This window comes from Streptomyces sp. NPDC048269 (genome assembly GCF_040652395.1).
Classification (GTDB): Bacteria; Actinomycetota; Actinomycetes; order Streptomycetales; family Streptomycetaceae; genus Streptomyces.
Genome location: NZ_JBEZLW010000031.1, coordinates 37080 through 49507, shown reverse-complemented (window position 1 = coordinate 49507; position 12428 = coordinate 37080). Strand labels below are relative to the sequence as shown.

Genomic DNA, 12428 nt, shown 5'->3' with positions numbered 1-12428 from the left:
GGGCTGCGGCAGCGAGGAGCACGGACCGCCCGCCGTGCGGCACCCGGCGACGTCCTTGCGGATCAGCATCGCGCACACCGAGGGCCTGGGCATGCTGGCCCTCTCCCCCTTCCGGGTGGGCGTCGACGTCGAGCGGGTCCGCGCACTCGACGTCGCCGAGGTCGAGGCTCCCGTCCTCACGGCGGCCGAGCGTCTGGCCGTGCGCGCGCTGCCCGAAGGGCCGTCCCGCACCGCGGCCTTCCTGCGCTGCTGGACCCGCAAGGAAGCCGTGTGCAAGGCCCTCGGGATCGGCATCACCACCGATCTGACCGCGCTGGAAAGCCACGGCTGGTCCCCTGGGCCCGCCCACACGACCACGACGGCCCTCGGCTCCCCCCGCACCTGGCGGATGGCGGACGTACCGGTTCCGGAGGGCTGGACGGCCTCGCTCGCGCTCCCTGCGGGCGCCGACCGGCCTCCGTCGGTACGCCGGCTCGGCTAGGTCCTCTTCGGCACGCCGACGGCGCTGCCACGTGAGCGGGCCGTCCCACTCACGCAGTTTTCGTCACCGGACCGCGTCCCGGCCACGGGAGCGGTCCCGTTCCCCCCACCTATTTCCCCAGCCGCACCAGGGCCCAGGCCCAGCCGCGGCACGCCCTTCGAGGCAGGAGACAGACGACCGTGAACGCCCTGCACAACCCAACCCACCCGTCCGGCCCTCCCCACACGGCCAACCTGACCGGCCTGCTGCTGGCCGCCGCCGCCCGTCACCCCGGTTCGGGCCTGCGCCACTGCACCGGCGCGGCGGACGCCGGGTTCACCGACCAGAGCCACCCCGAGCTGCTGGACCGGGCCCGCCGGATCCTGACCGGGCTGCGCGCCCGGGGCCTGCGCCCTCAGGACAGAATCGTACTGATCCTGGAACGCTCCGAGGAGTTCCTGCCCACATTCTGGGCGGCCGTACTCGGCGGCTTCATCCCGTGCCCTGTGGCGCCGCCGGGCGGCGACCCGGAGGACTGGGCAAGCCGGCTCCGCCATGTCGACGCGCTCCTCGGAGAGCCGCTGACGGTCACCGGCGCCGCCCTCGCCGGGCGCCTGCGCGAGGCCGGCCTGCGGGTGGCCGCGTTCGAGGAGCTGGACGGGGAGCCCGCCGCCGACCTGCACCACGCGGCCCCCGAGGACACCGCCCTGCTGATGCTGACCTCGGGATCGACCGGCAGTTCCAAGGCCGTGATGCTCAGTCACGGCAACCTGCTCGCCTCCATGGCCGCCAAGAACGGGCACCACCGGCTCGGCCCGGCCGACACCACGCTGAACTGGGTCTCCTTCGACCACGTGGCCGCGCTCCTGGAATGCCACCTGCTGCCGCTGTACACCGGCAGCCGGCAACTGCACGTCCCCGCCACCGTGGTGCTCGCCGATCCGCTGGAGTTCCTGCGGCTGATCTCCCGGCACGGCGTGACCATGACCTTCACGCCCAACTTCCTGCTGGGCCTGATCAACACGGCCGCCGACCGGCTCACCGCCTCCGGTGAGTCGCTCGGCCTCAGCCGGCTGCGGCACATCATCAGCGGCGGGGAGGCGGTGGTCGTCGCCACCGGGGAAACGTTTCTGGACCGCTTCGCGCCGTACGGTCTCGCCCGGGACGTGCTGTGGCCGGCGTTCGGGATGACCGAGACCTGCGCGGGCAGTGTCTACTCCCGCAAGGCCTTCCCCGAAGCCGACCGCGGCGCGGAGTTCGCGAACCTGGGCACCGCCGTCAGTGGCCTGGGCATGCGCGTCGTGGACGGGGAGGGCCGGCCGCTGCCCGAGGGTGAGGAGGGCGAGGTCCAGTTCTCCGGTCCGATGGTCACCCCCGGCTACTACGGGGACCCGGGAGCCACCGCGGCCGCCTTCACCGCCGACGGCTGGTTCCGCAGCGGCGACCTGGGCCGCATCGACGAGGGGCGCCTGAGCCTGTCCGGCAGGACCAAGGACAGTGTCATCGTCAACGGCGTCAACTACTTCAGCCACGACATCGAGGCCGCTCTCGAAGAGCTCGACGGTGTCTCCCGCTCCTACGTCGCGGCCTTCCCCACCCGGCCGGCCGGCAGCGACACCGAGCAGCTCGTCATCGCCTTCCGTCCCGATCTGCCCGACGGGGACGAGGCCGGCCTGCACCGGGTGCTCACCGCCGTCCGCAGCACCGTGGTGATGCGCTGGGGCTTCCGCCCCGCCCTGGTCCTGCCGCTGTCCGGCGAGGACTTCCCCAAGACCAGCCTCGGCAAGATCCAGCGCTCGCTCATGCGCGCCCGTCTGGAAGCGGGTGCCTACGAGGCCCCGCGGCGGGCCGTGGCCGACCTGACCCTGCGCATGCTCGGCGGCTACAGCGCGCCCGAGGGCGCCACCGAGCGGGTGATCGCGGAGATCTTCGGCGAGATGTTCGACGCCGACCCGGCCACCATCAGCGCCACGGCCAGCTTCTTCGACCTCGGCGGCACCTCGCTCGACATCCTGCGGCTGCGAGCCAAGGTGACCCAGCGGCTCGGCGTCACGGGCCTGGAGGTCATCACCGTGCTGACCGCGCCGACGGTGCGCTCGCTGGCGGCCCGGCTCGCCGCGCACACCGCGCCCGCCGCCCGCCCGTACGACCCGCTGGTGCCCATGCAGACCAGCGGCGCCAAGACCCCCCTGTTCTGCGTGCACCCCGGAGTCGGCGAGGTCCTCGTCTTCGTCAACCTCGCCCGGTACTTCACGGGCGACCGGCCGTTCTACGCCCTGCGCGCGCGCGGCTTCAACGAGGGGGAGAAGCCCTTCGTCTCCTTCGAGCAGATGGTCGACACCTACGTGGACGCCATCCGGGCCCGGCAGCCGCACGGGCCGTACGCGGTGGCCGGCTACTCGTACGGCGCCGCCGTGGCCTTCGAGATCGCCAAGGTCCTCGAGTCCCAGGGCGAGCGCGTCGACTTCGTGGGCAGCTTCAACCTGCCGCCGCACATCAAGTACCGGATGGACGAGCTGGACTTCGTGGACACCGCGGTCCATCTGGCGTTCTTCCTGGACCTGATCGACAAGAAGCAGTCCGCCGAGCTGCCGGACGCCCTGCGCCACCTGCCCCGCGAGACCCAGGTGGCCCGTCTCATCGAGCTGGCTCCCCCGGAGCGGATCGCCGAACTCGACCTGGACGAGGCGAAGTTCGGCGCCTGGGCGGAAGTGGCCAACACGCTGACCGATCTGGGGCGCGATTACGAGCCGAGCGGACAGGTGCGGTCGATGAGCGTGTTCCACGCGATACCGCTGCGCGGCACGAGGCAGGACTGGCTCGACAACGAGCTGCGCCGCTGGGACGAGCACACCGCCGGTCCCAACCGGTACCTGGAGGTACCGGGCGAGCACTACACCCTGATGGGCCCGCGCCACGTGGGGGCCTTCCAGACGATTCTGCGGCGGGAACTCGACCGGTCGCTGGCCGAGGCCGATGCGATCGCGGCACGACGGTAGGGAGAGAGCGATGACGGGGGACGACACCATGAGGGGCAAGAAGATCCTGATCACCGGCGGCACCGGGCAGGTCGCCCGGCCGGTCGCCGAGGCGCTGGCCGAGCACAACGAGGTCTGGTGCATCGGCCGGTTCGCCGCGCCGGGCGTGGAGCGCGAGCTGAACGACCGGGGAATCACCACGCGGCAGTGGGACATGGCCGATCCCTCCGAGGGAGCCCTCAAGGGCATTCCCGAGGACTTCACCCACGTGCTGCACTGCGCCGTGCACCGCGGCGAGGACGGCGACTTCAACGCCACGGCGGAGATCAACACGGTGGCCACGGGCCGCCTGATGGTCCATTCCCGCACCGCCGAGGCGTTCCTGTTCGTCTCGACGGGCGCCCTGTACGCGCGCCGGACCCTGGATCACGCGTACACCGAGGACGACCCGGTCGACGCCTCCGCCGCATGGCTGCCCGCCTACCCGATGGGCAAGCTCGCCACCGAGGGCGCGGTGCGCGCCTTCGCCCGGGTGCTGGGCCTGCCCACCACCATCGCCCGCCTGAACATCGCGTACGGGCCGGGGAGCTACGGCGGTGTCCCGATGCTCTACTTCGAGCGGATGCTGGCCGGCCATCCGATCGCCGTGCCGCTGGAGGGCCAGAACTGGTGCTCCCTCCTGCACACCGACGATCTGGTGGCGCAGGTTCCGCCGCTGTGGCGGGCCGCGTCGGTCCCGGCGACGCTGGTCAACTGGGGGGGCGACCAGTCGGTCGGCGTCAGCGACTGCGTCCGCCACATCGAGGCGCTGACGGGCGTCGAGGCCGTGCTCGTGCCGAGCGAGGTCACCCGGGAGACCTACCGGTTCGACCCCACGCTGCGCCGCCGGCTGACCGGCCCGTGCCGTGTCGACTGGCGGGACGGCATCGAGCGCACCCTGCGGGCCCTGTATCCGCAGCACATGGGTCACCGCGAAGGGACGAGGACGGCATGAAGACCGGTATCGACGACAACCTGGCCCTGGTCCGGCGCGCCTACCGCGCCTTCCACGACCGCGATGTGGCGGGCCTGCTCGACACCCTGGATCCGCAGGTGGAGTGGGTGCACCCCGACGGCATGGCCGACTACGGCCTCGGCGGCACCAAGCACGGCCACGCGGGCGTGCGGGAGTTCCTGTCGCGGGTGCCGTCCGTCCTGGGCGGGATGCGCCTGGAGCCGCAGGAGTTCGTGGCGGCCGACGACCGGATCGTGGTCTTCGGCGTCCGACAGGTGACCTCGGTCCGCGGTACGACGCGGTCCCTGCCCTTCATCCACTCCTGGACCCTGCGGGACGGGATCGCCGTACGGATGGAGGACGTCTTCGACACGGTGGTCTTCCAGCAGCTGATCGAGAGCTGAGCCGGTCGGGCCCCCGGCCGGGGGCCCGACCGGCTCAGGCGTGGCACTGCGGGCGGCGGCCGTGGTAGACGGCCATCTCCTCGAAGAGGGCGCCGATGTCCAGCGGGGCGCCCTCGGGCAGCCCCCGCTCCTCCGCGTACCCGCGGTGCAGGTTGGGCAGCAGGCGTTCCGCGTCCAGCAGTCCGGCGTACGGGCCGAGGTCGGTGGCGCGCGCCAGTTCCATCGGGCTGGCTCCGGCCGCGGCGCCCTCCTTGGCGAGCCCCTGGACCCAGCGCAGGTACGCCTCGTTGGCGTCGAGGATCTCCGGGCCGCCGACCGGGCCGTGGCCGGGGACGAGCGTGGTGGCGCCGAGGGCGCGCAGCCGCTCCAGGGCGCGCAGGGAGCCCGCGACGGAGCCCATGACGCAGAAGGGCGTGACCCCGTTCATCGCGAGGTCGCCGGTGAACAGCACGCCCTGGTCGGGCAGCCAGACGACGGTGTCGTCGATGGAGTGCGCGGCCGGGCCGATGTGGATGAGCTCGGCGCGGATCGGGCCCACGTGGAGCGTCATGCGGTCCTGGAAGGTCAGTTCCGGCGGGGTGATCTCGATGTCGCCCCAGCAGACCTCCGGCCACAGGCCGGCCATGTGCAGCCCGGCCGTCGCGACCATGGCGCGGGTCCGCTCGTGGCCGATGGCCATGGCCTCGGGGAAGACGGAGTTGCCGTAGGTGTGGTCGCCGTGGAAGTGGGTGTTGACCACGGCGTGCGGCGGCCGCGGCGCCAGCCGCAGGGCGGCGCGGCGCAGGTTGCGGGCGCGGGCTTCGGTGGCGGCGGTGTCGATCAGGACGCTCCGGGTCCCGTCGGTGAGGATGCCCGCGTTGTTCAGGCACCAGCCGCCGTCGGGCTGTACGTACGCGTGGACGCCCTCGGCCAGCTCGGTGACAAGCACGGGATACCCCTTTCGGGTGTCAGGCGGGAAGGTGCGGGCGTACCCGGCGCGCGGTGGCGGCCACGGCGGCGCCGACCGCGAGCACGGCGCTGCCCATCAGCAGGAAGTAGACGGACAGCGGGAGCACCGCGGTCAGCCGGAAGAGCTGGCCGCCCAGCACCACGCCGACCGCCGCGAACATGCCGTTGAGGGCGAGGAACCGGCTGGTGAAGCCGGGCGGGGCGACGGCCGCGGCGAGCGCGAGTCCGGCCGGGGCGAGGACGATCTCGCCGAAGGAGTAGAGCAGGTAGACGCCGATCAGCCAGGCGGCGGAGACGGTTCCGTCCTGGGCCAGCAGGGCGGCCGCCGCCATGACGACGAAGCTCAGGCCCGCCGCGCCCAGTGCCGCGGCGAACTTCGTGGTCACCGGTCCGCGCAGCCGCGTCACGAAAGGGGCCAGCAGCAGGACGAACAGAGGGTGGACGGACTGGAACCAGCTCGCCGGCACGTCGAAGCCGAGCACGCCGCGGTCGGTGTGGCGCTCCGCGAAGAGGGCGAGCACCGAGCCGCTCTGCGCGAAGATCATCCAGAAGGCGGCGGAGGCACCCATCACCCCGGTGAACGCGGAGAGCCGCTTGCCGTCGACGGGTGTGCGGCGGCGCAGCGTGCGCAGGTAGAGGAACGGCAGGGACAGGGTGGACAGGCCGAGCAGTGCCAGCACCGCCGTCAGCGGCAGCGCGCCGGCGGCGACGGCCGTCACGGCGGCCGCGGCGACGGCGAGACCCACGGCCGCGCGCCGCAGGGCGGTACGGGCCTCCTCGCGCGAGACGGGCCGCACCGGGGACCGGCCGACGTCCTCGAAGGCGCGCAGCCCGATGCCGAACTGGGCCAGGCCCGCCGCCATGCCGAAGGCGGCCGCGGCGAATCCGAGGTGCCAGGCGACCTTCTCGGCGAGCAGTCCCGTGACGACGGGGGCGAGCAGCGCGGAGACCTGGATGCACATGTAGAAGCGGGAGAACGCCGCTTCGCGCTTCTCGGCGCCGCTGACGGCGGCGACCATCGCGGCCAGCGAGGGCTTGGCCAGGCCCGTACCGGCGACGATGAGCGCGAGTCCGGCGTAGAGCGCGGATGCGGTGGTGATGGACAGGACGGCGTGCCCGGTGGCGATGAGCGCACCGCCCAGGAGCACGGCCCGGCGGGCGCCGAGCACCCGGTCGGCCAGCCAGCCGCCGGGCAGTCCGGCCATGAAGTTCAGGGACATGTACGCGGCGAAGACCGCGGTGGCGGTCTGCGAGGCCATGCCCAGGCCGCCGTCGGCGGGGGCGGCGGTGAGGTAGAGGACCAGGATCGCGGCCATCCCGAAGAAGCTGAACCGCTCCCACAGGTCGACGCCGAGCAGCGTGACGAACGCCCGCCGCGCCCTGGGCCCGGGCGTGGCGCCGCCGGAGGTCATGGGCGGCACGTAGATCCGCTCGGCGGTCGGCGTGTCCTCGCCCAGCAGCGTGGCGCCGCTCGGGTCGTGCGAGCGGGTCGGGCTCTCCACGGCAGTCTCCTTCGGGCGGGCGGCGCTGGCCTCCCAGCCTGCGGAGCCGCACTCGGCAAAGGCTGGTGCCGCCCTGGAGACCCGGTCCAGGGCGGCCGCGTGCCGGGTCAGCCGAAGAGGTGGAGGTGCTCGTCGACCCAGTCGCGCAAGGTGAGCGGCGCGGCGCCGGTGATCTTCTCCACGGTGTCGAAGACCTCGAAGTCCCAGGCGGCCGACTGGCGCTTGAGTTCGAGCAGGCCTTCGAGTCGCGGGCCGCCCCAGCCGAGGCGGTCGTACTCCGCCCGCGCTTCGGCGGTGGTGCGCTCGACGACCTCGACGGGCTCGCCGAGGGCCTCGCCGATGATCTCGCCCTGGCGCTTCGGGGAGTAGGCCTCGGCGCCGGTGAGGGTGTACGTCCGGCCTTCGTGGCCGGAGGCGGTCAGGACCTCGGCGGCGACGGAGGCGATGTCGCGGGGGTGGATCATCGCGGAGACCGGGTCGCCTTCGGTGACGTACATCGTCTTGCTCGCGGCGATGGTCCGGGCGTGGCCGAAGAGGTAGACCATGAACGTGCCGGGGCGCAGGACGGTCCACCGGAGCCCGGATTCCCGGATGACCTGCTCACCGAGTCGGTGCCCGTTGCTGAGGGGGTCGGTGGCGCCGAAGTGCACGCCGCTGGTGGACATCTTGACGAGGTGTTCGACGCCGGCCTCGCGGGCGGCGGCGACGAGGGTGGTCTCCTGGACCGGGCCCTCGGGACCGTAGCCGGGCGGGACGACGAAGACGCGCTCGACGCCGGCGAGGGCGGCGGGCAGGGTCCCGGGCTTGTCGAAGTCGCCGGCGACGACCTCGACGCCGGCGGGGAAGTCCGCCTTCTCGGGCGAACGGGTCATGGCCCGGACCGCGATGCCCGCGGCGGCCAGCTGGACGACGAGTTCCGAGCCCACGTTGCCGGTGGCGCCAGTAACCAGAATCATGCGGTGGTGTCTCCTTGGTGCGGTGCACAGAACCGTGCGGCTCGCGGTGGAGCGAGCCGCAACGGGAGTGCGCACAGCGAAGTCGATGAAGAACGCTGCCTGCTGTGGCAGCGGAGATGGGGTGGTCGGATCCTCTGTCCGACTCCGGCCTCTTTCGGCCCTCTCAACCGTCGATCAGTCCTGCACGGACTTTCCGATCGCGGTTCTTCGTCGCTCGCTCGCCCCTCGGGACTCCCTGTGTGTCGATGACTGACGTGCGGCACGGTAACGGTGGTCCGAGGGACCGTGCAACCGTATTCGGTGCAGGCATGCAGGAGTCGGGGCGGGGGCTGTTCGTCGGCCGAGGCCGTCTGGGCTCAGGCGAACAGCTCGCCGAGCAGGTCGGGGCCGAGCGCGATGGGGGCGGGGCGGTAGGCGGGGGGCTGCGTACCCATCAGCTCGCGCACCAGGAAGTCCCAGCTGCGCTTGCGGACGTAGGCGAGGCAGTCGAGGAGCGTGTGCTCGGCTCCCGGCACGATGAGCAGCTCGAAGTCCTTGTCGGCGGCGACGAGCCGGTCGGCCAGGCGCAGCGTGTGGTCCGGGTGGACCTGGTCGTCCATTTCGCCGTGGACGAGCAGCAGCTTGCCCGCCAGCCGCTCCGCTATGTCGACGTTGGAGGTGCGGGCCCAGGCCTCGGGGTTGTCCGCGCCGTCGTAGGTCTCCACGAAGCCCGGGTTGAAGTGGCGGGCGTCGTGCGAGCCGGAGAGGGCGACGGCGGCCTTGTACACCTCGGGGAAGTCCAGCACCGCCCGCGCCGCGGCGAACCCGCCGCCGGAGTGGCCGAACGCGCCCACCCGGTCCAGGTCCATCCACGGCCGCGTCCCGGCCAGTTGCCGCAGCGCCGCGACGTGGTCGGCCAGGCAGCCCGCGTCGGCCAGGCGGCCGTAGGAGGCGTCGTGGAAGGACTTGCTCCGCCCGGGGGTGCCCCGTCCGTCAAGCGCCACCACCACGAAGCCCAGCGCCGCGATGGGTTCCGCGTCGAGGCCCATCCCGCCGGGGTCGAAGCACGGGGCGACCCGGTTGACCTGCGGGCCGGGGTAGAGGTTGTCCACCACCGGGTAGCACTGGGCGGGGTCGAACCCGCGCGGCCGGTACAGCACGCCGTAGATGTCCGTCACCCCGTCGGCCGCCTTGACGCAGAACCGTTCCGGCGCCGTCCAGCCGGTCGCGGTGAGCTTGCCGATGTCGGCGCGCTCCAGCTCGGCCGGCACCCGCCCGGTCCAGTCGCGGACGCGGGTCACCGGCGGGGTGTCGACGGTGGACGCGGAGTCGATGAAGTACTCCTGGCCGTCGGGCACGGTGACGATGTGGTCCAGGTCGTCGTCGGTGACCTTGGCGAAGCCGGAGCCGTCCAGGCCGACCCGGCACACCGTGCGCCGGTACGGATCCTCTTCGACCAGCCCGGAGGCGGTGAACCACACCACCCGCTCGGCCTCGTCGACGCGCAGGATCTGCCGCACCGCCCACTGTCCGGAGGTGACCTGCCCGAGCAGCGCGCCGGTGCGCAGGTCGTACCGGTACAGGTGGCCCCAGCCGTCGCTCTGCGAGTACCACAGCACCTCGTCTGCCAGCACCCGCACGATAGGCGGCTCGTACATCCACTGGTTGGGCTCGACACGGGTGTCCCCGCTCTCGCTGAGCACGGTGGTGACCTCGCCGGTGGCCGGGTCCAGCCGGTGCAGGGTGAGGGTGCGCAGGTCGCGGGGCCGGTCGAGGTAGTACACCGCCGAGCTGTCCGGAGCCCACCACGCCCACTTGGTCATGATCGGCGACATCTGCGGCATGAGCAGCGGCTCGGCCTGCGCGCGGACCACCGTGCCCTCGGCGACGTCCAGTACGACCAGCTCGGCCAGGGGCATGTTCTCGTCCCCGGCGTAGGCGTACCGCTGGGTGTGCACGAGGGGCGCGCCGCCGTCGGCGGGCCTGGCCTCCACGAGATGGGTCTGGCGGACGCGGCGCTCGTCGGTCCGGTGCGCCAGCACCTTCGTCGAGTCGGGCGACCAGGCCACCGCGGGAGGCAGGTGCGGCAGGCCGATCTTGCGCAGCAGGGTGGCGTTGCCCGTGCAGTCCGGGCCGGAGCCGTACTGGTGGTCGGGCGCGCCGTCGGTGGTCAGCGCCCACTCGCGGCCGTCGGACAGCGAGCGCGCCCACAGGTCGTGCCCCCGCCGGGACACCGCGGTCTTCCCGTCGGGTGACGGCACCTCCAGGGGGCTGCCCGGCGGCGTGAACTCGGCCCGCTCACAGGCGTAGTCGTCCAGGCGGCAGCGCCAGTACTCGCCGAGCGCGAAGAACTCCACGGCGTTCCCGGCCAGTTCGATGGCCATGAACGGCAGGGCCTCGGGGTCGACCTGCTGCCCGGAGGCGGCGGCCAGCGCGGCGGCGAGCAGGGCGTGGTCGAAGGCCGGCTCGCGGGTGCCCGCCGCCGGGTCGACCAGGACGAACCGCCTGCCGACGCCATTGCTCACCGCGTACCAGAAACGGGCTCCCCCGTCGATCCACTGGGGCCTGACCTTGTCGCCGATGACGAGCTCGCCGGGGCGGGCGGGCCGGCGGAGGAGTTGCTCTGCGGCCTGGTAGTCCTGAGTGGTGGTCATTCTCCGGGTCCTTCCTCGGTGGGGGTGCCGGGCATCGTGATGCCACGCGCGGCGGATGATCATGTCAATGCCGTTGCTTCGGGCGCGCAGGGGTGCTCCTTCACAGGCTGCGGGCGGTGACGTTGCCGTAGGCGGTGGTCGCGCGGATGGTCAGGCCGGCGGCGGCGCCGTCGGTGTTCCGGAGCCCGTTGTGGATCCGGCCGAAGGACGTGCCCGCGTCGAGGGAAGCGGACACTCCGCGGGCGGCACCGACCGTGATCTCCCCGTACTCGGTGCGCAGTTCGACCGTGCCGGCCACGGCCTCGGCGATGTGGAGGTCGCCCTTCTGGGTGCTGATCTCCGCAGAACCGCCCAGGCGGCCGACCTTGACGTCACCGGCGAGGAGGGCCAGGCGCGCACTCGCGGCCTCGTCGAGCCTGACCACACCCTGCGCGCCCTCGAACGTGACGTCGCCCAGCCGCCCCACACCCCGCAACTCTGCGCTGGCCGCCTTCGCCTCCACTCGGGAACCGGCGGGCAGCTGGACGGTCACCTCGACAGACCCGGAGCTGCCGAGGATCCGGTTCTTCGCCGCCGGGGCCCCGATCCGCAGGACCCCGTCGCCGTACGCGACCGTGATCTGCTCCGCCGCCTTCACATCACGGCCCTTCGAGGCATCCGCGGGCAGGACCTCGACCGCGGTGTCCGCCCGGTCGGCGGCGATGAACCGCACGCGCCCCGCGGGAATGTCGAGAACGGCGGTGATCGGGGCGGGGGTATCGAACTTCTGCATCGTGCTCTCCTCGAGCTCATCGTTTGCGATGAGCAAAAAGCTACGTTGCATTCAAAGAACCCTCAACGACCTCGTTGCACCCAATCATCATTAATGCAGGTCAAGGTCAGAAAATCGTTGCAACCGACCTCCGGATTAACGCAACGGTAATCGCCCCAGCGTTGCAATGAATTGAAGGTGAACGTCATCCTGGACGCAGTGCTCCGCCGGCCGTTCAGTTGCGGGTGCGCGCGGCGGCGGAGCAGGAAGCCGCCGTGTTCGGCGAGCCGGACATCCTCGTCAACAGCGCAGGGGTCAACCTGCGGCCGCCGGTGGGCGAGCATGCGGCCGGAGAGGGCGGCCGGCGGTCCGGCGTCGGGGTTCTCGGTCAGGCCTGGGCGGTCCTGGCTCCGGTGGCGGCTATCGCCGCGTCGGGGCCGCCCTGGGAGCGAGGGGTCTTCTCCCCCACTCGGCGTGGCTCGATGGTGCGGGGGTCGACCGCTTCGCCGGGGGCGCCTTCCTGGTACAGCCCGTCGGGCTCGGTGTCCCTGTCGTGCGGGAGCAGGAAGAAGACGCGGCGGAGCTGGAGGCCGCTGTCGGGATCTGCTTCGGCGGTCTCGTCGAGTTCGCTGTATCCGACCATGCGGCCGTCACGGGCGTAGCGGGGCTTGCCGCGGCGCCGGGCGGTCTTGTCGAGCGCCTGGCGGACGTAGTCGAGGCCATCGGGGTTCTCCAGCCACACCACGGTGCTTTCGTGGAGGAGGTCGCTCTCGTTCAGCAGCGAGCTCATGGCTGCAGCCCC

Annotated in this window: 10 protein-coding genes and 1 pseudogene; 5 read left to right on the top strand and 6 right to left on the bottom strand. The window is 72.3% G+C overall.

Going from position 1 to position 12428, the window contains the following annotated elements; translation table 11 throughout:
* Positions 1 to 55 precede the first annotated feature (55 nt).
* The 4 genes from AB0D48_RS26975 to AB0D48_RS26960 all read left to right on the top strand — a co-directional run bounded on the left by AB0D48_RS26975 (position 56) and on the right by AB0D48_RS26960 (position 4836).
* On the top strand, positions 56 to 481 hold the full coding sequence (locus tag AB0D48_RS26975) for a 4'-phosphopantetheinyl transferase superfamily protein (RefSeq protein ID WP_362402127.1): 426 nt from the start codon (positions 56 to 58) through the stop codon (positions 479 to 481).
* A gap of 179 nt (positions 482 to 660) precedes the next feature.
* Positions 661 to 3459: a non-ribosomal peptide synthetase gene (locus AB0D48_RS26970; RefSeq protein ID WP_362402124.1), complete on the top strand. Its 2799-nt coding sequence runs from the start codon at positions 661 to 663 to the stop codon at positions 3457 to 3459.
* Positions 3460 to 3487: 28 nt separating this feature from the next.
* The gene (locus AB0D48_RS26965; protein ID WP_362402199.1) at positions 3488 to 4432 is read left to right on the top strand and encodes an NAD(P)-dependent oxidoreductase; all 945 of its coding nucleotides are present in this window, start codon (positions 3488 to 3490) and stop codon (positions 4430 to 4432) included.
* A complete protein-coding gene (locus AB0D48_RS26960; protein ID WP_362402121.1) occupies positions 4429 to 4836 on the top strand; it encodes a nuclear transport factor 2 family protein in 408 nt (135 codons plus the stop codon). Before AB0D48_RS26965 ends, AB0D48_RS26960 begins: the two co-directional genes overlap by 4 nt.
* A 34-nt stretch (positions 4837 to 4870) precedes the next feature.
* Here the strand turns inward: AB0D48_RS26960 and AB0D48_RS26955 are convergent, their stop codons facing one another.
* From AB0D48_RS26955 to AB0D48_RS26935, 5 genes are all read right to left on the bottom strand, one after another.
* Complete coding sequence (locus AB0D48_RS26955; protein WP_362402118.1) at positions 4871 to 5764, bottom strand: MBL fold metallo-hydrolase; 894 nt, start codon at positions 5762 to 5764, stop codon at positions 4871 to 4873.
* Between the two features lie 19 nt (positions 5765 to 5783).
* Complete coding sequence (locus AB0D48_RS26950) at positions 5784 to 7286, bottom strand: oligopeptide:H+ symporter (RefSeq protein ID WP_362402115.1); 1503 nt, start codon at positions 7284 to 7286, stop codon at positions 5784 to 5786.
* Between the two features lie 107 nt (positions 7287 to 7393).
* Complete coding sequence (locus AB0D48_RS26945) at positions 7394 to 8242, bottom strand: SDR family oxidoreductase (protein WP_362402112.1); 849 nt, start codon at positions 8240 to 8242, stop codon at positions 7394 to 7396.
* Between the two features lie 356 nt (positions 8243 to 8598).
* Positions 8599 to 10875 carry a DPP IV N-terminal domain-containing protein gene (locus tag AB0D48_RS26940; protein ID WP_362402109.1) on the bottom strand — a complete coding sequence of 759 codons (2277 nt, stop codon included), beginning with the start codon at positions 10873 to 10875 and terminating at the stop codon, positions 8599 to 8601.
* 100 nt (positions 10876 to 10975) lie between these two features.
* Positions 10976 to 11647: a DUF4097 family beta strand repeat-containing protein gene (locus AB0D48_RS26935; protein ID WP_362402106.1), complete on the bottom strand. Its 672-nt coding sequence runs from the start codon at positions 11645 to 11647 to the stop codon at positions 10976 to 10978.
* Positions 11648 to 11871: 224 nt separating this feature from the next.
* Here AB0D48_RS26935 and AB0D48_RS26930 point away from each other — a divergent pair.
* Positions 11872 to 11967, top strand: a pseudogene (locus AB0D48_RS26930) (dehydrogenase); the annotation flags it as partial.
* 47 nt (positions 11968 to 12014) lie between these two features.
* Here AB0D48_RS26930 and AB0D48_RS26925 read toward each other — a convergent pair.
* On the bottom strand, positions 12015 to 12416 hold the full coding sequence (locus AB0D48_RS26925) for a DUF6009 family protein (RefSeq protein ID WP_362402102.1): 402 nt from the start codon (positions 12414 to 12416) through the stop codon (positions 12015 to 12017).
* Positions 12417 to 12428 lie beyond the last annotated feature (12 nt).